The 25,670-nt window shown below is 31.6% G+C and carries 20 protein-coding genes; 7 read left to right on the top strand and 13 right to left on the bottom strand.

Going from position 1 to position 25,670, the window contains the following annotated elements; genetic code table 11:
- Nucleotides 1-44 precede the first annotated feature (44 nt).
- The 3 genes from DFQ07_RS10820 (at nt 45) to DFQ07_RS10810 (ending at nt 4,033) form a co-directional block, all read left to right on the top strand.
- Nucleotides 45-2,198, top strand: coding sequence for a TonB-dependent receptor (locus DFQ07_RS10820; protein WP_243743963.1), 2,154 nt, complete (start codon nt 45-47; stop codon nt 2,196-2,198).
- Between the two features lie 68 nt (nt 2,199-2,266).
- Nucleotides 2,267-3,172: a cation diffusion facilitator family transporter gene (locus DFQ07_RS10815; RefSeq protein ID WP_133536703.1), complete on the top strand. Its 906-nt coding sequence runs from the start codon at nt 2,267-2,269 to the stop codon at nt 3,170-3,172.
- Nucleotides 3,173-3,202: 30 nt separating this feature from the next.
- Complete coding sequence (locus tag DFQ07_RS10810; RefSeq protein ID WP_133536701.1) at nt 3,203-4,033, top strand: prohibitin family protein; 831 nt, start codon at nt 3,203-3,205, stop codon at nt 4,031-4,033.
- A 72-nt stretch (nt 4,034-4,105) separates the two neighbouring features.
- Here the strand turns inward: DFQ07_RS10810 and DFQ07_RS10805 are convergent, their stop codons facing one another.
- Together DFQ07_RS10805 and DFQ07_RS10800 are read right to left on the bottom strand one after the other, a co-directional pair.
- The gene (locus DFQ07_RS10805) at nt 4,106-5,899 is read right to left on the bottom strand and encodes a DEAD/DEAH box helicase (RefSeq protein ID WP_133536699.1); all 1,794 of its coding nucleotides are present in this window, start codon (nt 5,897-5,899) and stop codon (nt 4,106-4,108) included.
- A gap of 122 nt (nt 5,900-6,021) precedes the next feature.
- Nucleotides 6,022-7,383: a hypothetical protein gene (locus DFQ07_RS10800; RefSeq protein WP_133536697.1), complete on the bottom strand. Its 1,362-nt coding sequence runs from the start codon at nt 7,381-7,383 to the stop codon at nt 6,022-6,024.
- Between the two features lie 175 nt (nt 7,384-7,558).
- On the opposite strand from DFQ07_RS10800, the gene DFQ07_RS10795 reads away from it, so the two are divergent.
- Nucleotides 7,559-9,181, top strand: a complete 1,623-nt coding sequence (locus DFQ07_RS10795) for an ABC-F family ATP-binding cassette domain-containing protein (protein ID WP_133536695.1) — start codon at nt 7,559-7,561, stop codon at nt 9,179-9,181.
- 57 nt (nt 9,182-9,238) lie between these two features.
- Here the strand turns inward: DFQ07_RS10795 and DFQ07_RS10790 are convergent, their stop codons facing one another.
- Genes DFQ07_RS10790 through DFQ07_RS10780 form a run of 3 tightly spaced genes read right to left on the bottom strand, consistent with a single transcriptional unit; the run spans nt 9,239 to nt 11,335 of the window.
- Complete coding sequence (locus DFQ07_RS10790; protein ID WP_133536693.1) at nt 9,239-9,796, bottom strand: RsmD family RNA methyltransferase; 558 nt, start codon at nt 9,794-9,796, stop codon at nt 9,239-9,241.
- Entirely contained in the window at nt 9,796-10,626 is an 831-nt protein-coding gene (locus DFQ07_RS10785; RefSeq protein WP_243743962.1) for a DUF3822 family protein, read from the bottom strand. Before DFQ07_RS10785 ends, DFQ07_RS10790 begins: the two co-directional genes overlap by 1 nt.
- Nucleotides 10,601-11,335 carry a hypothetical protein gene (locus DFQ07_RS10780; RefSeq protein WP_133536691.1) on the bottom strand — a complete coding sequence of 245 codons (735 nt, stop codon included), beginning with the start codon at nt 11,333-11,335 and terminating at the stop codon, nt 10,601-10,603. The genes DFQ07_RS10785 and DFQ07_RS10780 overlap by 26 nt, the downstream gene beginning before the upstream one ends.
- Before the next feature lie 101 nt (nt 11,336-11,436).
- Between DFQ07_RS10780 and DFQ07_RS10775 the strand changes: the two genes are divergently transcribed.
- Nucleotides 11,437-12,864 (top strand): ATP-dependent DNA helicase, encoded by a 1,428-nt coding sequence (locus DFQ07_RS10775; RefSeq protein WP_133536689.1) that lies wholly within the window; start codon nt 11,437-11,439, stop codon nt 12,862-12,864.
- Nucleotides 12,865-12,992: 128 nt separating this feature from the next.
- Entirely contained in the window at nt 12,993-15,497 is a 2,505-nt protein-coding gene (locus DFQ07_RS10770; RefSeq protein ID WP_133536687.1) for a PIG-L family deacetylase, read from the top strand.
- A 76-nt stretch (nt 15,498-15,573) separates the two neighbouring features.
- Here the strand turns inward: DFQ07_RS10770 and DFQ07_RS10765 are convergent, their stop codons facing one another.
- The 7 genes from DFQ07_RS10765 to DFQ07_RS10735 all read right to left on the bottom strand — a co-directional run bounded on the left by DFQ07_RS10765 (nt 15,574) and on the right by DFQ07_RS10735 (nt 22,587).
- The gene (locus DFQ07_RS10765) at nt 15,574-16,677 is read right to left on the bottom strand and encodes a WD40/YVTN/BNR-like repeat-containing protein (protein WP_133536685.1); all 1,104 of its coding nucleotides are present in this window, start codon (nt 16,675-16,677) and stop codon (nt 15,574-15,576) included.
- A gap of 320 nt (nt 16,678-16,997) precedes the next feature.
- Nucleotides 16,998-18,608 carry a class I SAM-dependent methyltransferase gene (locus DFQ07_RS10760; RefSeq protein WP_133536683.1) on the bottom strand — a complete coding sequence of 537 codons (1,611 nt, stop codon included), beginning with the start codon at nt 18,606-18,608 and terminating at the stop codon, nt 16,998-17,000.
- A gap of 73 nt (nt 18,609-18,681) precedes the next feature.
- Entirely contained in the window at nt 18,682-19,305 is a 624-nt protein-coding gene (locus tag DFQ07_RS10755) for a hypothetical protein (protein WP_133536681.1), read from the bottom strand.
- 28 nt (nt 19,306-19,333) lie between these two features.
- Nucleotides 19,334-19,873 (bottom strand): NUDIX hydrolase, encoded by a 540-nt coding sequence (locus DFQ07_RS10750; protein WP_133536679.1) that lies wholly within the window; start codon nt 19,871-19,873, stop codon nt 19,334-19,336.
- A gap of 104 nt (nt 19,874-19,977) precedes the next feature.
- Nucleotides 19,978-21,066, bottom strand: a complete 1,089-nt coding sequence (locus DFQ07_RS10745; RefSeq protein ID WP_133536677.1) for a M42 family metallopeptidase — start codon at nt 21,064-21,066, stop codon at nt 19,978-19,980.
- A gap of 32 nt (nt 21,067-21,098) precedes the next feature.
- Nucleotides 21,099-21,902 carry a lysophospholipid acyltransferase family protein gene (locus DFQ07_RS10740; RefSeq protein WP_133536675.1) on the bottom strand — a complete coding sequence of 268 codons (804 nt, stop codon included), beginning with the start codon at nt 21,900-21,902 and terminating at the stop codon, nt 21,099-21,101.
- Between the two features lie 58 nt (nt 21,903-21,960).
- The gene (locus DFQ07_RS10735) at nt 21,961-22,587 is read right to left on the bottom strand and encodes an NUDIX hydrolase (protein ID WP_133536673.1); all 627 of its coding nucleotides are present in this window, start codon (nt 22,585-22,587) and stop codon (nt 21,961-21,963) included.
- A gap of 102 nt (nt 22,588-22,689) precedes the next feature.
- On the opposite strand from DFQ07_RS10735, the gene DFQ07_RS10730 reads away from it, so the two are divergent.
- Nucleotides 22,690-22,986: a hypothetical protein gene (locus tag DFQ07_RS10730; protein ID WP_133536671.1), complete on the top strand. Its 297-nt coding sequence runs from the start codon at nt 22,690-22,692 to the stop codon at nt 22,984-22,986.
- 68 nt (nt 22,987-23,054) lie between these two features.
- On the opposite strand, the gene DFQ07_RS10725 is transcribed toward DFQ07_RS10730, so the two are convergent.
- Nucleotides 23,055-25,625: an endonuclease gene (locus DFQ07_RS10725; RefSeq protein ID WP_133536669.1), complete on the bottom strand. Its 2,571-nt coding sequence runs from the start codon at nt 25,623-25,625 to the stop codon at nt 23,055-23,057.
- Nucleotides 25,626-25,670 lie beyond the last annotated feature (45 nt).

Here is a 25,670-nt window from a genome sequence, read left to right as displayed (position 1 = left end):
AAAGGTGTCAATTTATACACATATAATTAATTTAAGACAAACACATGTTAAAAAATATAGTGCTAGTAGTAGCAATGATGTTATTTGCTATTCAGGCAAAAGCACAAAACTTAGTAGAATTTAAAATTCTTTCTGACGAGAAAGAACCCATAGTAGGAGCGTCAGTTTATTTAAAAAATACAACCTTAGGAACAGAAACTGACTTTAATGGATTGGCAAGAATAAATAGTGTACCTAATGGTAAACAAACTTTTGTAGTGTCTTTTATAGGTTTTGAAACCATAGAGAAAACAATTGTATTTCCAACGACAAAAAAACAGTTTACCTTAGAATTGCACGAATCAGAAGAAACTTTAGATGCTGTTGTAATTCAATCTGCTCGTAGTAAAAGAACTATAGCAGAAATACCAACAAGAATTGAGGTAATTGGAGCAGAAGAATTAGGTGAAAAAGCAGTAATGAATTCTGCTAACATAGCTATGTTACTTCGCGAAAGTACAGGAATTCAAATGCAGCAAACATCTGCTAATTCTGCTAACCAAAGTATTAGAATCCAAGGTTTAGATGGTCGATTTACTCAATTATTAAAGGATGGATTTCCATTGTTTGGTGGTTTCTCTAGTGGATTGAGTATTATGCAAATTCCCCCTTTAGATTTACAGCAAGTAGAAATAATTAAAGGAAGTTCTTCAACTTTATATGGAGGAGGTGCCATTGCAGGATTGGTAAATTTGGTAACAAAACAACCTAAGGATGAAAGAGAAGTTAGTTTAATGTTTGATCAAACATCACGAAACGGAAGTACTATCAATGCTTTTTATAGCGAACGTTATAACAAAGTAGGTGTAACATTATATGGTTCTGCTAACAGACAAGAAGCGGCAGATGTAAATAATGATCATTTTTCTGATATTCCACAAGTTAGAAGTTTTAGTATCAATCCATCATTATTTTACTATCCAAATGAAAGAGAGCAATGGCGTTTAAATTTTAATACCACACTTGAAGATCGTATAGGAGGAGATATTGATGTAATAGAAGACAATATGACTTCTGATCATAATTTTTATGAAAAGAATAAGACAGAACGTTATGCAGTGCAGTTATCATACACCAACAATATTTCGGAGGATAAAAGCTTTAATTTTAAAAATAGTGTAAGTTATTTTAAGCGTAATTTATCGTTGCCAGATTATACTTTTGATGGAAAACAATGGGCAACTTTTACTGAAGCTACTTATAATTTGTACAAGGATACCTCTGATTGGGTTTTTGGAGGAAATATCATTACTGAAAAGTTTATAGAAAACCCAGCAACGACTATTAATAGAAGCTATAACCAATTTACTTTTGGAGGTTTTGCTCAAAACAATTGGAAATTAGCGAGTAACTTAACATTAGAAAGTGGTTTACGAACTGATTATAATGATCATTACGGAACATTCCTACTACCAAGAGTTTCATTATTTATTAAATATAATGAAGCCGTTTCAAGTAGAATAGGAGGAGGGTTAGGATATAAAATACCTACTATTTTTACAGAAGATGCTGAATTAATTTCATATCAAAATGTACAACCGATTGATTTAAATAATTTTAAAGCTGAAACTTCTATAGGCTTTAATGCTGACGTTAATTATAAAACACGAATTTTTAACGATAATGTTTCTTTGTCGTTTAATCAGTTGATTTTTTATACACAGTTAAAAAACTCTCTGTTATTGGAAGCAAATGGAGCAAATTATGAGTTTATAAATTCTACGAATCCTTTAAATAGTTATGGAGCTGAAACAAATTTAAAGTTAAAATATAAAGATTTTATTTTGTTTACCAATTATGCCTATAACAATGTTAAAATTGAAGGAAATCAAAAAGCATTAACACCAAAGCATAGTATTGGTGGAGTGTTAATGTATGAGGTACACGATAAATGGAGAGTAGGGTATGAAGCTTATTATAAAAGTTCTCAGTTAAGAAATGACTTAACAACAACCCCAAACTTTTGGACAATGGGATTCATGGTAATGAGAACCTTTGGTAAAATAAGTATTTATACCAACTTTGAAAATTTTACTGATACCAAACAACAGAATTATCAAAGTATGATACAAGCACCACATAATAATCCATCCTTTACAGATATTTGGGCACCTACTGATGGATTTGTATTTAATGCGGGAATCTTGGTGAAATTATAGATAAAGAGGAGCTAAAAGCTCCTCTTTTTTGCATCTTTTTTATACATTTAAAGTCAACTTATAAAAAAATGGGGCATAACCATCATCATTCACATGGAAATTCAACAGAAAATATTGCAATAGCATTTTTTCTGAATCTCGCGTTTACAATTATTGAATTTATTGGAGGCTTTTACACAAATAGCTTAGCTATTATGTCTGATGCATTACACGATTTAGGAGATAGTTTAAGTTTAGGATTGTCTTGGTTTTTTCAAAAAAAATCAAACCAAAAAGCCAATAAAAAATATTCCTATGGATATAAACGTTTTTCACTTTTAGGAGCCATAATTAATTCAATAATATTAGTTGTAGGTTCAGTTTTTATAATCAAAGAAGCAATACCAAGAATCATAAATCCAGAGAATGCTGATGCAAAGGGAATGATGTGGTTAGCTATTTTAGGTATTGTGGTAAATGGAGCAGCTGTTTTGAAGCTTAAAAACGGAACTTCAATAAATGAGCGAGTTGTTTCGTTACATTTGTTAGAAGATGTTTTAGGTTGGGTAGTTGTTTTATTTGCAAGTGTAGTAATGCAATTTTGGGATGTGCCTGTATTAGACCCAATTTTATCAATAGGAATTGCAGGATTTGTTTTGTATAACGTGTACAGGAATATAAAAGAGAGTCTTCGTATTATATTACAAGGTACTCCTGTAAATATTTCAATAGATGAGCTTAAAAAAAGGCTAGTGGCTTTTGAAGAAATCGAAAATATTCATGATTGTCATTTATGGACAATGGACGGAGAATATAATGTTTTTACGGCTCATTTAATTTTAAATGAAAAGAGTTTTTCTTGGGAGGAAGCTAAGTACATTAAACAAAAAGTAAAAAAACTACTACATGACGAATTTCACTTAGAGCACATAACTCTAGAGTTAGAAATATCAGCTAACGAATGTGGATATGAAAACTGCGGTTCGTCAATTTAGTTGTACATTTGAGTATAAAAAACATAAAAAATGAATAGAAATCAAGTAGAATTAAAGTTTCCAAAGTTCGGATTATTGATTCCAGTAGCAATAGTTTTAATAATCTTTTTTGTAAAATCTACCGTAACAATTAATTCAGGAGAGGCAGGAGTATTATATAAAACTTTTGATGGAGGTGTGGTAACAGATAAACCACCATTAGGAGAAGGGTTTCATATAGTAGCTCCTTGGAATAAAGTTCATATATATGAGGTAAGACAACAAGAACTTTTTGAAAAAATGAAAGTATTATCGTCTAATGGTTTAGAAATTCAAATAGACGCATCTGCATGGTATCAACCAGTTCATAATGAATTAGGGAAGTTGCATCAAGTATTAGGAGAAAATTACTTACAACGTGTAATTCAACCAGCTATTAGATCTGCAGCTCGTAGTGTGGTAGGACGTTATACGCCAGAGCAATTATATTCGAGTAAAAGAGATGCTATTCAAGATGAAATATTCGCAGAAACAAAAAAGATTCTAGAAACGCAATACGTTCAGTTAAATGAAGTCTTAGTAAGAGATGTTACTTTACCGTCAACGATTAAAGAAGCTATTGAACGCAAATTAAAACAAGAGCAAGAATCTTTAGAATATGAGTTTAGGTTAGTAACCGCTCAAAAAGAAGCAGAAAAGCAAATAATTGAGGCTAAGGGTAAAGCTGATGCTAATAAAATTTTAAGTGCCTCTTTAACCGATAAAATCTTACAAGATAAAGGTATTGAAGCTACTAATAGATTAGCTAATTCTAACAATAGTAAAGTAGTAATTATTGGTTCAGGTAAAAGTGGAATGCCAATTATTTTAGGAAATCAATAGTAGCTAGTAGAAAAAAGCAAAAAATAAAAAAGCAACTCAATTGAGTTGCTTTTTTATTATCTGATTAATTTTTTAATCTCTTCTACGTTTTCTTCCAAATCCAGCAGCAGGTTTGCTATCTGATCTTCTTGAAGAAGTTTCGCTACTACGTTTTCTACCAAAACCTTTTTTCCCGTCAGTAGGTTGTTTATCGCTTCTACGTTTTCTATTATCATTAAAACTACCGCCATTTCTACGAGGTTTTCCGCCACCGCCACGATTAGTTTTTGTAATTTCAATATTTACTGAGCGACCATTAAAATCAGGGTCGTTAGCAGCAAAAGCATCTAAAGTTTCCTTTTCAAAAGTTTTATCAATTTCAAAGAAAGAGAAGGTATCTAAAATATCAATTGCTCCAATTTCAATTTTATCACCAATATTTTGGTCGTTAATTAATCCTATTAATTTAGCAGGATTTAAACGGTCTTTTCTTCCTAAATTGATGAAGAAGCGCGTCATATCTTCGTTAGAAGAACTCCCTCTTGAATTTTCTTTTGAAGATAAGTTATTTAAGTCAGGAGCATTTTCGTAATACGATAAGAAGGTGTTAAATTCTAACGAAACAAACTTCTGAATTAATTCTTCACGACTTAAATCTTCTAACTTTTCATAAATACCAGGTAAAAATCCTTCAATTTGCTCAGTATTAACTTCAGTATTGTGTACTTTGTCAATTAAATGAAACAATTGATTTTGACATATTTCTTTACCAGAAGGAACAGGAGTGTGAACAAATTGTTTTTTTATAATTCGTTCAATAGGACGTAATTTTCCTTGTTCTTTTTTAGTAACTAAAGCTATTGAAATTCCTTTATTACCAGCTCTACCTGTTCTACCACTACGGTGGTTATAGTTTTCTATCTGGTCAGGTAATTTATGGTTAATAACGTGAGTTAGGTTATTAACATCCAATCCACGAGCGGCAACATCAGTTGCTACTAATATTTGGATATTCTTTTTACGGAATTTTTCCATTACTGAATCACGTTGAGCTTGTGATAAATCACCATGTAAAGCATCAGCGTTATAACCATCTCTAATTAAATTGTTGGCTACTTCTTGTGTTTCTCTACGAGTTCTACAAAATACAATTCCGTAGATATCAGGATTTAAGTCAGCAACCCTTTTTAAAGCAGGGTAACGTGTTCTTTCTGTTACTAAATAATATTCATGACTTACATTATCAGAACCTTGGTTCTTTTGTCCTGAAGTAATTTCAACAGGATTTTTCATGTAATTCCTTGCAATTTCTTCTACTTCTCTAGGAAAAGTTGCAGAAAATAATAAGGTTTGTTTACTATCAGGGGTCGCTTCTAAAACTTGGTCTAATTCATCTTTAAAGCCCATGTTTAGCATTTCATCAGCTTCATCAAGGACTAACCATTGTACACTACCAAGTTTTAATGCTCTTCTTTTAATTAAGTCAACTGTTCTACCAGGTGTACCTACTACTATTTGAGCTCCTTTTTTTAACTTTCTAATTTGTTCTTCAATATTAGCTCCTCCGTATACGGTAGCAACTTTTAAGTTTGGTAAATATTTTGAAAAACCTTCAATGTTATTACCTATTTGCACAGCTAACTCACGCGTAGGTGATAAGATGATAGCTTGTGTTTGTACGCTTGTTTGATCGATAAGTTCGATGATTGGTAAACTAAAAGCTGCAGTTTTACCTGTACCTGTTTGTGCAAATGCTTTTAAATCTTCAGTAGAAGAAATGATTTGTGGAATTGCTTTTTCTTGAATTACTGTTGGCTTTTCGTACCCTAAATCGGTCAAAGCCCTATTGATAGGTTCTTGTAAACCTAAATCTAAAAATGTTGACATACTGTGTTTTTAGAGAATCCACAGATGCCCCTCCGCGAATTCTATATTATTATTATTAACCGTTATAGACGGTTTTTTTTGGACGGTGCAAAAGTACGCTAAATAAAATGAATAACAGCAGACTATTTGTTTTTTTGTAAGTTATTGATTTCCTGATTGATATTTAAAGCAGAAAGACTAGTATATCCATTTCGGATAATACCGCCTTTATCAACTAAAACCAAACGAGAAAACTTGCTAGAAGAATAATTACAAGTAGAACTTCCTTTAGGAAGAGTGTATTGGTATTTTATATCAACATTTTTTGTGTACCTCTTTGAAGAGTCACACAAGTTTACTAAGATAAAATTGACATCAGGATTGTTTTTAACTAAAAAGTTAAATCGTGAAGAAACCCAATCGTCAGAAGCATATTTGTAATTTTTGAATAAAATAACGGTGTTTTTTCCTTTAGAAATGTTTTGAACATCAACAAATTCACCATCAGAAGCTATTAAATTAAAAGAAGGAAGTTTTTCTCCAGTATTTAATAGTTTTAAATCATTAATTATACGTTGTACAGCTTTTTTTTGTTTGTTATTTGTGTTTAACTTAAAAAAAGTAAAGAAGGTTTCATCTTTCTTTTTGTGATTAGGCTCTTTGAAAAAATGACTGATAACTGCATTGTACAACATCTTATTTTTGATTTCTTCAGAAGCGATATTTTTATCAATAGAGTGAAATAAATCTACTGTAAAATTATCAGACTTATTTAGGCAGTTTTTTTGATATACGTCGTTATAAATTTTCTCAATAACAAACCTATAGTAAGCTCCAAAAAACATTAAAGAATCTTTATCTATATGAGCTTTTTTACGATAATCATAGTACGAATCAGCTAACACTTCAGGTTCGTCTTGTGTAGCATTTTTTATGGCATACTTTTCTAAGTTTGTATATAAAGGATATTGTAGTGCAATATCTAAAATAGAAAGAAATTTTTCAGATGCATCATCATTATTCTCTTTATATCTATTAAATATTTCCTTTTTGATATTTTGTAAAGAATCGATTTTATGAACAAACTTATTTTGAGGTAAGTGAAAATATTTGGCTATGTTTTTTTCATCTTGTTCATATTGTAAGAAAGATTCAATTAAAAGATTATTTCTTTCAGCATTATTACCACTAAAAACTAACGATTCATCAAAATCCCACGTATTTAATCTAATTAAAATGCTATCAGAAGGCTGTATATACACGTATTGATGTTCTGGTCCGTGTTCAAATACATACAATCCTTCTTTTAAATTATCATAGTGACCTAGAAAGGTATTGTTTTTTTCTAAAGGAATTGTGTCGTTAAAATTGTAGCTATCAGAAAGGGTAACAAAATTACATTTAGGATTGATGATTTTCCCTCCAAAATAAGTAGATTTTGGAGTATTGGACTCTTTGCATCCAATAAAAACAATCAATATGAGAGGAATAAAATACTTAACCATGCCTTTAATTATCCTAAATAACAATGTTCAAAAATAGAGAACTCTTTATTATAAGGCTGTTAATTCGTTGTTAAAAGAATTAAAAAGGCCAAATGTAAGGTGTTAAAATTTTCTTTGCAAATTCTTTTAAACCCTTTAGTTTTTATACTTTTGCACGGAATTAAAAAAAATATACATGTTATCAGTTTCTAATTTATCAGTTCAGTTTGGGAAACGTATTTTGTTTGATGAAGTAAATACCAAGTTTACACAAGGAAATTGCTACGGAATTATTGGAGCAAATGGAGCTGGGAAATCTACTTTTTTAAAGATTTTATCAGGAAAACAAGATCCAACCTCAGGAAGCGTTCACTTAGAACCAGGAAAAAGAATGTCTGTATTAACACAAGATCACTATGCTTTTGATGAGTACACAGTATTAGAGGCAGTGTTAATGGGGAACAAAGAACTGCATGAAATTAAATCAGAAATTGATGCTTTATATGCTGATTATACTGATGAAAATGCTGAGAAAATAGGGGAGTTACAGGTTCGATTTGAAGAAATGGATGGGTGGAATGCTGATGCTTCTGCTGCAAGTTTATTATCGAACTTAGGAATTAAAGAAGAAGATCATTATACATTATTAGCAGATTTAGATCCGAAGAAAAAAGTACGTGTACTGTTAGCACAAGCGTTGTTTGGTAATCCTGATGTGTTAATTATGGATGAGCCTACGAACGATTTAGACTTTGAAACTATTGCGTGGTTAGAAAACTTCTTAGCTAACTATGATAACACAGTTATCGTTGTATCTCACGACCGTCACTTTTTAGATGCTGTATGTACACATATATCTGATATTGATTTTGGAAAAATTAATCATTTCTCAGGTAATTATACATTCTGGTATGAATCATCACAATTAGCAGCCAAACAAAGAGCACAGCAGAATAAAAAGGCAGAAGATAAAAAGAAAGAATTAGAAGAGTTTATCCGTCGTTTTTCAGCGAATGTTGCCAAATCAAAACAAGCAACTTCTCGTAAGAAAATGATAGAGAAGTTAAATGTAGACGAAATTAAGCCTTCTTCTCGTCGTTATCCTGCTATTATTTTTGAAAGAGATAGAGAAGCTGGTGATCAAATTTTAAATATAGAGGGGCTATCTAAAACTGATGCAGAAGGAGAGTTATTATTCTCGAATGTAGATATAAACTTAAATAGAGGTGATAAAGTAGCTATTATTTCAAAAAATGCGAAAGCAACTACGGCTTTTTATCAGGTAATTTCTGGTAATGAGGAGGCAGATTCAGGAAAATATAGTTGGGGTGTAACAACTACGCAATCGTATTTACCTGCTGACAATTCATCGTTTTTTCAGAACGGAGAATTGAATTTGGTAGATTGGTTACGTCAATATGCTCAAACAGAAGAGGAGAGAGAAGAGGTGTTCTTAAGAGGGTTCTTAGGAAAAATGATTTTCTCAGGTGAGGAAGCATTAAAGAAAAGTAATGTGTTATCAGGAGGAGAGAAAGTACGTTGTATGTTATCTCGTATGATGATGACTAGAGCTAATATTTTAATGTTAGATGAGCCTACAAACCACTTAGACTTAGAGTCTATTCAGGCATTAAATAACTCTTTAATTAACTTTAAAGGGACAGTTTTGTTTACTACACATGACCACGAGTTTGCTCAAACTGTAGCTAACAGAATTATTGAAATTACGCCAAAAGGAGTTATTGATAAATATTCAACATTTGATGATTATTTAGATGATCCTAAAGTAAAAGAATTGAGAGAAAAGATGTATTCTTAATAGTAAATAAAAAAGGGAACCAAATTGGTTCCCTTTTTTATTTATAATAATTATTTCTTATTTCTCTACATCATCGTTAAGATCTTCAAAAAAACTAAATACGTTACCTCCGTAACGTTTTTCATAACTAAACTTAGGATGATTTGTTAAATTAGTATGTTTAGAGTGCTCTATAATTAAAACACCATCATCATTTAATAATTTGCGTTCAAATATTAAATCAGCGATTTTTAAAAACTGAGCTTCCTCAAAATCATAGGGAGGATCAGCAAAAATCACATCAGTTTTTAAAGGAGTTTTTTCTAAAAATTTATATACATCACTTTTATAACTATTAATCTCCATTCCCAAATCTTTAGCAGTTTGATTGATGAATTTAATGCAGGCAAAATGAGCATCAACAGCATAAATAGTTTCAGTACCTCTTGAGGCGAATTCGTAACTAATATTTCCCGTTCCTGAAAACAAATCTAATACCGAGATATTTTCAAAATAGTACAAGTTGTTTAAGATGTTAAATAATGACTCTTTAGCCATATCGGTTGTAGGTCGAACAGGTAAGTTTTTAGGGGCTGTAATTCTTTTACTTTTATGTTTTCCAGAAATAATTCGCATTAGGCTATAAGTATAAAGTTTGAATGATTCGAAAATTCTTCATCATCAGTAAAGAAACTATTTACAGGATTCATAAAATGAATATTTCGAACATAAGTGTAGGTTATTGAATATAAATCAGATTCTTTTTCAATATCTCCAATAAAGGTTAATTGGAAAGTATTCGGATCCATCTGCAATTGTTCCGCGGTAAAAAGAATGTAATAGATGAAATCTTCTTTTGTCGTGTAAGGAAACGAATTGTAAAAAATAAGGTTTCCTTCTTTGCAAACAACAATATCTATGTAATTAGATGATACATGTACAAAAAATTGATTTTCAGAATTTTCTTTAGAGTATATAAGTAACTTATTTATTAATACAGTTGAATGATGCTTGTATTCAAACTCTCCAAAGTTTTGAAACAAATAGTTATTAATATTTACATAGGGTATATAAACAGTGTTTGCAGCTATTATATCATGTAAATCATATGTAATAAAATCTGTTTTTAATGTTTTAACTGTATATTTTAAATAAGAAGCTAAACTATTTCTATCAAAAAGTTTATTGGGAACAAGTGTTGCCAAATTGTTTTGATGAATAGCAAAAACAGATGTAAAGTCTTGCTGTAAGTCTTTATCTGTATCAAAAACACGAATAATTTCTTCCAGTAGTAACTCAGGAGAAGCAATAGAAGAAGAAAAAGTATATTCAGTAAAAAGAATTACTTCTTTAGTTTTTGAGTTAGAGATACAAAAAGAAAATCCATCCAAACTAAATTGGATGGATAGACTTTTATGTTGCGCAATAGCGCTAGTTTTTTTACTCTTCTTTTGCAATAGCTTCACCTTTATCGTAATAAGGAGGCCAGTTACCACCTGTAGTTACTTCAGTTAACGAACCAACAGAAACAAATTCACCTTTAATTTGATCTGATTCAATTGCTTCTAATTCTGCTTTAATTAAAGAAGGATTCATTCCTTTTAAAATTGGTTTTTTAGATACTTTAGCTTCAAAAACAGGAACTTCTAAACCTGCTACTTTTTCAACTCTACCAATAGCTAATTCAAAATGTTCTTCAGTACCAGGTACGCTAAACATATCTTTATAGTTTTTTCCTTCGAAATATCTTAATACTGGTTCGTATCCAATAGTGTCAATTACTTTTTTAGAAACAGTAACAAAAATACCACCACCTTTGTCTACTTTCTCTTCAACGTTTTTAGTCTCTGTTAAAGCTAATTTTCCGTTTTCAACAAAGCTAATTAATGAGTCTTTATTACTAGTAAAGTTTCCATAAACCTCTTTATATTTTACTTCGGCATCACGAATTAATTTTAAGTTTTTAATAACTTTAGCATATCGTACTTTCTTGTCTTTATTAAAATTAATTGGCTCCATAATACCATCATAAATTTTAATTGCCAAAAAGATAGAGGCTGCTAATAGAGCTAACGAAACTAACCATCTCATTTTTAGGGGTACAAACTTAACAACAAACATTGCTAAAAGAAATGCAACTACCACAGCTGCCAAAATCATTAATAATAAATTCATTTTTTTAATTTTTAATGTATGATATTCGCAAATCTACAATTTTTTTTCAATGATGAAAATATTATTTATAAATAGATTTATCTTTGAACATTATTTAAAATATGATACAAACTGCCCCAAAATTCTATAAAGAAATACTACAAAAGTTCCCATATGCGCCTACACAAAAGCAAAGTGAGTTACTAGATATCTTAACTCATTTTATTTTTTCTGATGATAATCGTGCTCTTTTTTTGTTAAAAGGATACGCAGGAACTGGTAAAACTACCATTATAAGTACTGTGGTTCATAATTTATGGAAAATAGGACAAAAAGCAGTTTTACTGGCTCCAACAGGTCGTGCAGCTAAGGTGATTTCAGGATATTCTAACAGACAAGCGTTTACCATTCATAAAAAAATATATTTTCCCAAAAAGCAAGGCAATGGAGGGGTAAGTTTTGTAATGCAGCCTAATAAGCATACCGATACACTTTTTATTGTTGATGAAGCTTCAATGATTTCTGATGAAAAACAAAACGCGAAATTGTTTGAAAATGGTTCGTTATTGGATGATTTAATCTCTTATGTGTACTCAGGGAAAAATTGTAAAATTATATTTATAGGTGATACTGCACAGTTACCACCCGTAAAATTAACGATGAGTCCTGCTTTAGAAGCCGATAAGTTATCTTTCGAGTTTAATAAGGAAGTTACCGAAATAGAATTAGACGAAGTCGTGCGACAAGAGGAAGGTTCTGGAATTTTGGCTAATGCTACCGATTTACGTCTGTTAATTCAAAATGAGTCAACACATTTTCAGTTTGATTTAAATTATCCTGATATTATTCGTTTGCAAGATGGTTATGATATTCAAGATGCCATAACAATGGCATATGATGGAGAAATAGGAGTAGAAGATACCGCTATTATTGTACGTTCAAACAAACGAGCTAATCAATACAACCAACAGATACGAACCAAAATTCGTGGACAAGAAAATGAAATATCAACAGGAGACTATGTAATGGTTGTCAAGAACAACTATTATTGGTTAAAAGATTCTTCGTCTGCTGGTTTTATTGCAAATGGAGATATTTGTGAGGTAATGCGTATCAATGTTATTAAAGAATTATACGGATTTAAGTTTGCAGAAGTTGAAGTTCGTATGATTGATTATCCTGATATGAAACCTTTTGAAACTGTATTATTGTTAGATACACTCGCAAGTGAAAGTCCATCATTAACTTATGAAGAGTCTAATCGATTATATGAAGCTGTAAAAGAAGATTTCGCTCAGGAAAAATCAAAGTACAAGCAATTTATGGGAGTTAAGAAAAATAAGTATTTCAATGCACTACAGGTTAAGTTTTCATATGCTATGACTTGTCATAAATCTCAAGGGGGACAATGGAAAACAGTGTTTATTGAACAACCTTATTTACCAGATGGAGCTTCGGTTGAATATTTACGCTGGTTATACACTGCAGTTACTCGTGCACAAGAAAAATTGTATTTGATAGGTTTTAAAGACGAGTATTTTTTAGATTAGAAATAATAAACCAGTTTTTTTAATTACTAAACAATCTACTTTCTGTTATAGAAGTGTTAGCGTTTTGTTAATGTAGTTTATACTCTAGTTAAAAAAGTTACATTTGTGTATTACTCAAACTATTAAAAATGCACAAAAAAGTACTGTTTTATCTTTCCTTTTTATTGATTTCACTAACAATAAACGCTCAAAAGCCACAAAAATTAAACTCAAATCAGATTTATGAGAAAATACAAAAGTTAAACTTTTTAGGTTCAGCTTTGTATATAGCAGCACATCCTGATGATGAAAATACACGATTAATAGCTTATTTATCAAATCATGAAAAAGCAAGGACAGGTTATTTATCATTAACACGAGGAGACGGTGGTCAAAACTTGATAGGTCCTGAAATGCGTGAATTGTTGGGAGTTATCCGTACCCAAGAATTGTTAGCAGCGAGAGGAGTTGATGGAGGAGAGCAACGTTTTTCGAGAGCTAATGATTTTGGTTATTCTAAACATCCAGATGAAACTTTAGAAATTTGGGATAAAGATAAAGTGCTTGCTGACGTAGTTTGGGCAATTCGTACTTTTAAACCAGATGTAATTATCAATCGTTTTAACCACAGAACTCCAGGAACTACACATGGGCATCATACATCTTCAGCAATGTTAAGTGTTGAAGCTTTCGATTTAGCTGGAGATAAAACAAAATATCCAGAGCAGTTACAATATACAAGTTCATGGCAGCCTAACAGATTGTTTTTTAATACTTCGTGGTGGTTTTACGGAAGTGAAGAAAAGTTTGCAAAAGCAGATAAAAGCAAGATGTTAAACTTTGATATAGGTACTTATTATCCTTTGAAAGGATTATCTAATAATGAAGTAGCAGCTATTGCTAGTAGTCAACACTTATGTCAAGGTTTTGGAAGATTGACCTCTAGAGGAAGTCAAACTGAGTATGTTGAATTTTTGAAAGGAGAATTCCCAAAGGATAAAAAAGACATTTTTTCAGGAATCAATACCACTTGGAATAGAGTAGAAGGGGGGGGAGAGATTGGAGATATTTTATATGATGTAGAGCAAAATTTCGATTTTGTTAATCCGTCAAAACACCTTCCTGCATTACTAAATGCATACCAAAAGGTTCAAAAATTAAAAGATGAGTATTGGAAATCGATTAAGACTAAAGAATTAAAGGAGATCATTGAAGCCTGTGCAGGATTGTATTTAGAAGCTTCAGCTGTAAGCTCTAGTGCAACGCCAAACAGTACCATAAAAATCGATTTTGAAGTCTTAAATAGAAGTGAATTGCTAATGGAATTATCTTCTATAGAAATACTTCCAGAGCATAAAAAAATAGAAAAAGATATAGATTTAGCTAATAACGAAAAGAAAACGTTTAAAGAAACAATTTCTATACCTGAAATATCATTTTCATCGCCTTATTGGTTACAGAAGCCTTGGAGCATGGGGATGTATACTGTAGAGAATCAGAAATTAAGAGGAAAACCTGAAACTCCAAGACCAATTCAAGTTCAATTTAATTTGATGATTGAAAATCAATCTATTTCTTTTGTAAAACCAGTAGTTTATAGGTATTCAAAACGCGATAAAGGAGAAATCTATGAGCCTTTTGAAATATTACCAAAAGTAACCACAAAATTGAACGATAAGGTGTTGATTTTTGCTACTTCTGAACCAAGAAAAATAAGTGTAGAAGTAAGAGCTGGTGATGTTAATACAGCTGGAAAAATAAGTTTACAAGCCCCAAAGGGGTGGAAGGTGTTTCCGAAAGAAGCAGATTTTTCAATAGCACAAAAAGGGGATATTCAATTTGTAGATTTTACCGTAATTCCAACTGAAAAAGAATCAGAAGGATTACTTAAAGTAAAAGCCATAGTTGGAGGAAAAGACTATGATAAAGAATTGATAGAAATTAATTATGATCATATTCCAAAGCAATCGGTATTGTTACCTTCTCAAGCCAAAGTGGTTCGTTTAAATATAGAAAAGAACGGAAGACAAATAGGGTACATTCAAGGTTCAGGAGACGCAGTTCCGGAAAGTTTACAGCAAATTGGTTATGAAGTAACTGAATTGAATGTGAATGAAATTAATGGTAATTTAGCTCAATTTGATGCGGTAGTTGTTGGAATTCGTGCCTATAATACTAATAAAGAGTTACAGTTTAAGCAGAAGTATTTATTGGACTATGTTAAAAATGGAGGAAATTTAATAATACAATACAACACAAATAGGGGAGTAGATATACAAGCACCATATGAGTTGCAATTATCACGTGATAGAGTAACTGATGAGTATTCTGAAGTAACTATGTTAGCCAAAGATCATTCTATTTTAAATTATCCGAATAAAATTACCGAAGCTGATTTTGATGGATGGGTACAAGAACGCGGACTATATTTTCCGAACAAATGGAGTAAAGAGTACACTCCAATATTATCTATGCATGATAAAGGAGAAACAGCTAAAAAAGGAAGTTTGCTAATCGCTAAATATGGTAAAGGAAACTATATATATACAGGATTAAGCTTCTTTAGAGAACTCACAGCAGGAGTTTCTGGAGCTTATAAGTTGTTTGCTAATTTATTATCTGTAAAAGAGAATACGGTGATTAACGAAAAATAAAATTGTGTCAAACAAAAAACAAAAGAAGCTAGGTTTAAACCTAGCTTCTTTTGTTTTATACGTAAAATATTTCTAACTATTCAATTACTATTTTAACTAGTAAACCTTTATAACCAATGGCCATGAAAGTGTTTTCGTTTAGTGCCTCAACATCATTCCAAGCGGCAGTAACAAATTCATGGTTAATACGTTTCCAATGATCACCATAGTCTTTTGAAAAAGTCATAAATTCACCGTCTGCTAAATTATTTGATTTATTACGACCAACAACTATTATATTTTTCGATCTTCCGGTACCTAATGCTACAGCTGTTAAACGGTTATTGTTATTATAATCAAAAGTTTGCCAATCGTATGATGAATAAGTACCATAAATTCCACCTCGTTCATTTTCTGCATTTACAATGCCATTGCTACCAATAGCCATAACTATCCCATCTTTACAAGCAATATCTTCATAACGTATATTTTGTTTGGTTTCCATTAGCTCATATTTACTTTTGTATTGTGTTACAAGAGTTCCCTTATCATTCAAACCACCACCAATAGCCATATAACCAGTTTCTTTAATATAGTCTACACTACTAAGCATGTTATTTTCCATCATTTTTTGAAATTCATCGTTTCCTATGTATTCATTCCATAATTCTCCTTCATTCCAAGATAAGAAAATAACTCCTTTTTTGATAGCTTCTTTATATCCAACGATGTAAATTTCATCATGAATATTATATGTAAGATCTTTTAAGATAATTCCTTTTTTAGTTAAAACGGTATTGGTGTTCCAAGTTTTACCCGAATCTTTTGAAATAACAATTTCGCCACTTAAACCTAAAGCTACTATTAGATTAGGTTTTAGAACTTTAATCTTTTCTATATAGAATGAGCTATTAAATACTCGTTCCCACGTTTTTCCTCCATCTAGGGTTTTAAAAACTTCAGAAGCAGTTATACTATTGCTTATTTTTGAAGCAACAATATACCCGGTTTTTTCATTTTCGAAATCTATTGATTTTAGAGGAAACTCTGTAAAAGAATTCATTTTTGTAATTTTTACAGATTCGTTAGGAGGTGTAGTACCACCATCATCGCCTCCCGAATTTGGAGTGTCATCATTACTAGAGCAAGAAATAATAAGGACTAGGCTAAGAATAATAATAAAGATTTCTCTTAATTTCATGTTTTAAATTTTTTGTATTTGTAATTATTTTTCTGCAATCAATCTTTTAATAAAAAGTGAAGAACTTAAGAGAGAAGTTAAAAGGAAAATAAAAGGCTATTACCTACCTATTTTTAAAACTTAAAATAAGTATAGCTATTAAAAGCAAGGTTACTATTAATGGTTAAAGTAAAATAAGTTGAGGCATAGCTTTTTTACGCGAAGGTAAAGCGAAGTAAAAGAAAGAAGTGTTTTGTGTTTGTTAATAGTTTATTAATTTTTAACACTTAATTATCTATGTGTTGTTTCGAGAGAGTTTAGAATAAAATGGCTCTATTTTACTATTTAAAAAGATTGATAGAAACTGTTGCTAACTCAGAATTAGGAAACTTTTTAAAGGTGTTCTTATCAGGTAGTAAACCAACAGATTCCATAGCATTCATGTATTCATCCAGCTCAATAATGTATTGATCAGAATAACCATGCGTAGCATCATAGGCTGTAGCAGCTGTTTTTCCTATGTTTTTAGCAACTAATTCTGGTTTTGACGTATGCAATTCGATTAGTAATAAACCAAATTTACTGATATACGGTTTCCACTTGGTAAAATGTTGTTTTAAAGACTCTACTACCAAATTATTATTCAAACGTTTTCCTCTGTATGCATAAGCTCCTGTTGAGCTTGTAATAGCCAAATTATTGGTAGGAGTAGGCTCTTGCCAAATTCTGTTATGATCTAAAAAGGTGCGGACATTCAATAAATCTGAAAGATTGATTCCATATTTATCTTGCAAATCTTCTGATAATGCTTTCGGATTTCCAATATCTCCCCAAATCACTTTTGCCCAAATATCTGCTTGTACTAAGTTTTTTCGAGTAATTTTTAATGCAGCTTCGTTATAATCGACACCTATTAATAAAAGTGGATAATCTTCCAACATAGTACCTCTTTTGGTTTGGTTTTCAATCACATTAAATAAATGTTTTAAAAACGCACCGTTACCACAGCCAACATCTAAAATACCTTTAGGTTGCTCGTTGATAGGTTTGTTAAATAGGTTGATGATAATTTCATCAATCACTTTAAAATAGGTAGAATGTGCGCCGCCACTTCCCCAAACATTCATTTCCCTGTCTACATGAATCTCGTCGTTTCCAATATCGGAAGTTCTAAAAATATCAGGATTTCCGAAAACAAGTTTATCTAATTTTCTAAGAGTTGGAATGTAGGATACAGTAACTCCATAAGCACTAGCTCTACGAGCAAAAAACAAGCCTTCATCAGTAAACTCATACGAGTCGTTTGTTTTGGTAAACCATCTTAAACGAGTTAATAGGTCTAACAATCGCCCAAAGTTTTCAGCATCTTTATGAAATTCATCTGCGCTAAATTTAGTTTGCATAAAGTATTTATGAAACATACCACTCATTCCTAATAAGACCGTAGTTGGACCAACGATAATTCCTTCAATATGCGTAAGAATTTGTGTTAAAATTTCTTTTTCTTTGAAAGTTGATGGAGGCTCTATTCCGAAATTATTTGTGAAATTTTGATACAAGCTTTCCAGCTTTTCAAAAGGTTCAATTTCAAACTTTCTAACACTGTAATTTTCAGAGAACTTTAATAAAGAAAAAGCTTCTTTATAAATAGGAAAATAAGAAAATGCTATAGCAGAAGCTTCGTTGATTTTGAACTGAACAATGTTATGTGTATTGTCTACATGTTGTGTTAACCAGCCTTGAGAACATAATGTTCTTAAAGCTACGTTTAAATAACCGTCATTAGCATTAAACTCGGAAGTAATTTCATTTAAACTAGCAGATTTTTTCTTTAATAAGTAGTTAGTGATTCCTTTTTCGTGTAAGATATATGCTGTTGGACAAGTCACAATTCCGTCTAAGTGACGAAACAACCTATTTCTTAACGCAGATTTTTCTTGTTTGGTTAACATATAAGATGATTATTTGTCTTAAATATAGCTATTTAAGTTTAATTTTTTTTCATCTTATTTTAAGTTTTAAATATTATTTATAAGTGAATGTAAAAGATGTAATCCATATGGTACCTGAAGATGAGTATTTCTTCTTCTGCTCAAGGCAATTTCCTTTGCTGTCTTTAGAGATACATTCAACTTTGATTATATCTACAAGATTGTTGTCTTTATCTGTAACAACTATTTTGGTAAGTTCACTATTTGTATATTGATATTGATGTGTGTAGGAAGTGGAAAAATTATCTACTATTTTATCAATCATGTCATTTTGGGTATAATGTACAATGATTTCATTTTGTTTATACTGTTTTTGAGTATAACAGCTAATTCGTTCTCGTTGTTTTGGTTTCCAACGAGTTTTACAATAATAAGGAAGTTTGTTAGGATAAGAACGTTTTTCAAACCAAAGACGCTTTTCGGTTTTTTCTATGAGATTACCAAGACTATCAAGAGTTTTTGATGTTTTTACGCGTCCGTTTTTAGTAAATTTTAGGGTTTTGGTTTGAAGTATTTTTTTTTGATTGTTTTCAACGATATATACTTCTTCTCTTATGCTTTTAATATCATCTGAAAAACCATGTTTTTTCAGATATTGTTTAGAAACACATGATTGTAGTATGCAAAAAAATAAACAGAATAATAGTAGCTTTTCCATTTGCAATGAAATTAGGCTCTATAATATACTAAAAATTATTTAGAATCTTATCATAGACAAAACAGTAATAATCTTGATATTGAGGAAGTAAAAGGTTTTTGTAATCTTTAGTATGTAAGATAGTTTCTAAATCAAACAATTTTAATTCAGCAACTTCCTCTTCTTGAACCTTTAGTGTTTCAATTGGAACAGTTAATTCAGCAATAAATACATGATGAAACTCATTATCTATAATTCCGTTAGAGTGATTTACCATGTGTTTACGTGTACCTATTTTGTGTAGATTTTCAGTAAGTATATCAAAACCTATTTCTTCTTTTACTTCTCTAAGAGCTCCTGTTATTACATCTTCTCCAGCAGCTATATGACCAGCAACCGAAATATCCCATAAACCAGGAAACACTTTTTTAGTTAAAGCTCTTTTTTGAAGTAAGATTTGTCGATTTGAAGTGTATAACCAAACATGAACAGTAGGATGGAAGTAACCGTGTTTGTGAGCTTCAGATTTTAAACAGGTTTTCCCTGTATAGTTTCCATTCTCATCAACAATGTCTATAAGCTCATCCATATATAAATTAATTAAAAAACGTCATTACGATCAAGTTTCACTTAGCAATCTTAGCTAAAGTAAGATTACTTCACTTTGTTCGTAATGACGTTTGATTATTTATATTATTTGAAATAAGAGAAGTTTTCTCCGTCTTCAATTTTTAATAAACTTTCGTAAATCATTTTAATTACGTTTTCAACATCTTCACGATGAACCATTTCAACCGTAGTGTGCATATAACGTAAAGGCAATGAAATTAAAGCGGAAGCTACTCCGCCATTACTATAAGCAAAAGCATCGGTATCAGTTCCAGTAGCTCTAGATAATGCAGAACGTTGGAAAGGAATTTTGTTTGCTTCAGCAGTATCTATGATTAAATCGCGTAATTTTTGTTGTACTGCAGGAGCATAGGCTACTACAGGACCTTTTCCTAATTCTAAATGACCTTCTTTTTTCTTGTCGATCATAGGAGTTGTAGTGTCATGTGTTACGTCAGTAACAATAGCTACGTTAGGTTTAATGGTTTGGGTAATCATTTCCGCACCGCGTAAACCAATTTCTTCTTGAACAGAGTTTGTAATGTATAATCCGAAAGGTAATTTCTTCTTGTTTTCGTGTAGTAAACGAGCAACTTCAGCAATCATGAATCCCCCCATACGATTATCCAAAGCACGACAAACAAATTTATTTCCATTCAAAATATGGAATTCATCTGGATAAGTGATTACACAACCAACATGCACACCTAATTTTTCAACTTCTTCTTTGGTATTACAACCACAATCGATAAAGATGTTTTCAGGCTTAGGAGCCTCTTCTTTAGCTTTGTTACGTGTATGAATTGCTGGCCATCCAAAAACCCCTTTTACAATCCCATTTTTGGTATGAATGTTTACAATTTTACTAGGTGCAATTTGATGATCACTTCCTCCGTTACGAATAACATAGATTAATCCATCATCAGAAATGTAATTTACATACCAAGAGATTTCATCGGCATGTCCTTCTATAACTACTTTATATTTAGCCTCAGGGTTAATCACACCTACAGCACTTCCGTAAGTATCTGTAATGAACTCATCAACATAAGGTTTTAGGTAGTCCATCCATATTTTTTGACCTTCCCACTCATATCCAGTAGGTGCCGCATTATTCAAGTATTTTTCTAAAAAATCGATTGACTTTTTAGTTAGAATTGATTTTTTAGCCATAGTATTATATGATTAAAAGTTTTATAATTGAATTAACTCCAAAACTTTCGTTTCTCATTTAATTCTTCTTGTTCTTTAATTTGTTCTGGTGTTAATACCTTTAAAAAAGAAGGATGTTGCTCAATCGCATATTCAATTCTTTCAACAATATTTTCAATGGTTTCGTTTTCGTAATCAATCTCTAATGGTTCTTTAATTACCATAGATTGTAATACATTACGTTTTTTAATTTGTAATCCTTTTTTGTCAAAAGAACGTCTAAAACCATCAATTACTATTGGTACAACAACAGGTTTATACGTTTTAATAATATGTGCAGTACCTCTTCTAATAGGTTTAAAAGCAGTAGTTGTTCCTTGAGGAAAAGTAACCACCCAACCATCATTTAAGGCTTTACCAATGTTAGAAATGTCTGACAACTTTACTTGTCTATTCACATTTTTTCCGGCACTACGCCAAGTTCTATCAATAGATACAGAACCAGTATAGGCAAATATTTTAGGTAATAGGCCAGAACGCATAGTTTCACCAGCAGCGACATAGTACACATTTAATTTAGGATTCCAAATGTATCCTATATTATTAATGTTATCTACTCGACCTTTTAAAGCTGCATTAAAAACATGAAACATAGCAGCAACATCTGCAAAATAAGTTTGGTGATTTGAAATGAAGAGTACGTTTTGTTCGGGGAGTTGACGTATAATCTCTGAACCCTCTATTTGTAGTTCATTAAAACGGCGATATCGTCCATGTGATATAACCCCTAAAATACGGATTAACCACTTTTTAATCCATAAAATATGTCCAAACGGATTCCTTTTAAATAAAGGCATTTTATAATCAGGTTTTATTAGTGTAAATGCTAAATTACAAAAGAAAAATAGAATAGAACTATTTAAATAAATCTTTAATTTCAGAGAGCATCATTGCTGTAGCACCCCATACTATGTAATCGTTTAATTTAAAGCAAGGTACCTCAATATTCTTCATATATGAGGTTTCCATTTCTATAGAAGTTACATTTGAGTCGTCTAATAAATCAGTTAATAAAACTTCAATAATTCCAGCAACTTCATCATTTGGTGTAAAAAAGGGAGTAACTTCAGAAATACCTATAAAAGGAGCTACTAAAAAATTACTTGGGGGTATGTAGGCATCAGATGTTTGTCTTATAATCTGTATCGTTTCAGAAGGAACACCAACCTCTTCGTAGGTTTCTCGTAATGCAGTAGTTTGTAAATTATTATCTATTTTATCAAACTTACCACCAGGGAAACTAATTTGTGAGGAATGTGCTCCATTATAACTAGCTCTCTCGGTAAGTAAAAAGCGAGTTTGATTGTTGCTATCAGGATAAAACAATGCTAAAACTGCTGCTTTTTTAGGTTTTCTACTTTGTATTAATTCTTCAGAAAACCTTGTTCTTAGTTTTGGAGCAAGTTTAAATTGAGATGGTAAACCTCCTAATTGTTTTTCCTGTAATTTTTCTATTAGATTGATAAAATCAAAAAAAATCATTTGTTTTTTAGTATTTTAGAACAAACATATTAATTTACAAAACAAAATGTATATGTTTTGGCTTGAATTTTGATTTGTGAATTATGGATTAATTTAATGTAAATGAACAAAGAAAATAAGTATCAAAAATTAATATTGAGTTTGTTGTTTGATGCCATAGGATATGTATCGTACCTAATTCCGGGTATTGGAGAGCTGTCAGATATTGTATGGGCTCCCGCTTCGGCATATATAATGACTAAAATGTACAAAGGAAACAAAGGTAAAATAGCAGGGGTTATAGCTTTTATAGAAGAAGCAATGCCAGGGTTAGATGCAGTACCGACATTTACCTTAATGTGGTTATATACCTATGTGTTTTCATCATCTAAAGAAGTAAAAAAGACGATTGAAGTTTAATACTTTTCAATATATTTAAACAAAAAAGGCTACCATTTTTGGTAGCCTTTTTGTTTTTGTAGGAAAAATTATTTTTTAATAATTTTTTTAGTAAATGATTTTTGACCGTCATTTACTTCAAGAATATAAACTCCGTTATGTAGGTTTGAAATATCTACGTTATTGTGTGTAACTTTTCCGTTTAAAACTTTTTGACCAGCTAAATTTGTAATTTTAAAAGTAGCATTTCTATCATCTGCCAATTGAATTTTTATTGTTTCAGCGGTTGGGTTTGGAGAAACACTAGCATTAAATACAGGAGCTTCATTTTGTAGTTTTCCATCAATGGTAACATTATTGCTACCTAATCCTTTGGTACTAGAGCTTATGTTGACAGTGTAATCTTCAACTTCACCATAAGAGAATGTTTCACAAGCAGATGGGGCGGCGTTCCATTTCATAGAAACACGCATTCTTGTAGCACCCGCTAAAGCAGAGGTTGGTACAGAAAAACTATATGATAAATTTCCTGAACTAGAAGATGAACCACTTACAACTTCCTCGCTACTTTCGAAAGTTCCGTTTTTGTTAAAATCAATCCAAACTTTCCAGTATTCAGTATAAGAAGAACTAGAGAATCCAGCACTTACTACAATAGTATTGCTTCCGTAAGGTAAGTTTCCTGTTAAAGATGTAAAGTCTGCATATCCGCCATTTGCACCAGTAGCATTTGAAATCCCGCCAATAACAACGTTATCTATCCATTCATAATTTGCATTATTTCCTTTAGAGCTACAGTAAGAAACGGTATTTGTTAAAGTTGTTACATTTACAGTGTTGCTTGCTGAAGAAATATTATTAGCAGCATCTTTTGCTTTTATAGAAAAAGTATAGTTTGTAGCAGCTGTTAGTCCACTAACTGAATAATTTGTGGTAGTTATGGTTGCTATTTTAGAGCTTCCTTGATAAACTTCGTATCCTGTAACACCAATATTATCGGTTGAAGCAGTCCAGCTTAAATTAACAGAAGTTTGTGTAATGTTGGAAGCAGCAATATTAGTAGGCGCTGAAGGAGCAGTAGTATCAGGAGTAGAAGTTCCTCCATCAATACTGTGGTTTCCCAAGCCACTAAATGTATCTTTAGCTAATGTTTCCCATTCAGAAGTAGTATAACTGCTATTAGGAGCTGCAACTGAAGACTTTCTTTGTAAAGTTACATCTTGAGCAAACGTAGACGAGCTATTAGGGTTACCAATTAAATCAATTAATGTACTTCCTTTAAATAATCCAACTGCATCGTTTCCATTAAAAGAAAGTACCCCAGTGTCAGTTCTGTCTGCTTTGTTAAGTATTGTGCTAGAAGCACTGCTGTTAGCAATTACATATACATTACCATTAGCTAATTGGCCACTTAAAGTAAGTGTATTTGTCCATCCACCACCATTTGAAGCTTTCTTTAAAGAATAACCAGATAAGTTTACAGAAGCTCCTGTAAAATTAGCTATTTCTATTGCTTTGTTATTTGATGAACCTTCTACATATTCAGAAATTAATAAATCTGTAGCCGTTCCATTTCCACCACCAGTACTAGTTTGAGTTGTTATCGAAACGGTATTACTTGCAGTAGATTTATTACCAGCAGCATCTTTAGCTTTTATAGAAAAAGTATAGTTTGTAGCAGCTGTTAAACCTGTAACATTGTAAGAAGTACTTGTTACTGTAGCAATTTTTGTAGCACCTTTATATATATCGTAACCAGTAACACCAATATTGTCTGTTGAAGAACTCCATGTTAAATCAACAGAAGTTTGTGTAATATTTGAAGCAGCTAAGTTAGTTGGAGCAGAAGGAGCTTGGGTATCAGAACTACTACCTCCGCCAAATAAATCTTCAGCTTGTGGGCCTCCCCAAATTTGAGTAGCAAAAGCAGGATTGTCAATAAACGGGTTACGATTTCCTTGAAGGCTTTCTAAAATAGGGTTACGTTGTTTTTCAAAGTCAGATACAGGATCGTCTACGTTCCACTGAATGAACAAGGTAAGCATATTAGCATCAGACGCCATGGTAGAACCTGTACCCACACCTGTTGGTAAACATTGATTACCGTAACGTAAATACATATACATCATCATACGAGCAACATCTCCTTTCCATTCATCACCAGGATACCATCCGCCTGTTACATCGCCAGCATTTCCTGAGCCTGCAGCAAATTTTTTGCTACTTCTTTGCGAATTAAATGAGATATCAGCAGCTCTTAAATGGTGCGCGTCAGCACCAGGGCCAGAAGTTCCTAAATTCGGATTTCCTAACGATTTTGGATATACGTGTTCTCTGTTCCACTGTGTACCAGCAGTACCACCATTAGCGTTTTTGTCTCGAGTTCTATCTGTTACATAATTACCATCAGTATCACTATATCCATAAATTAGCAACACTTTTGTAGGATTGTTTGGGGCTAAATCTGTTTGCTTTAAGGCGTCCCAAATACCTGGTGTGTATGATAAGTTGGTAGTATGCGTATTGATAATTTTTGTGGCTAACTCATTTTTCAAAGCTGTGCCTGATAAATTTAAATTCACATCGTTATAATACGAAGGAATTTGTGAGAATATTGATAACGAAGTCATCAATACCAAGAAGGGTAATAATTTTTTCATGTAAATGAACTTGTGTTAAAATTTTGTTAATGCGTTACAAATCAA

Source organism: Tenacibaculum caenipelagi (assembly GCF_004363005.1).
Lineage (GTDB): Bacteria > Bacteroidota > Bacteroidia > Flavobacteriales > Flavobacteriaceae > Polaribacter > Polaribacter caenipelagi.
This window is presented reverse-complemented; position numbering and strand designations above follow the sequence as displayed.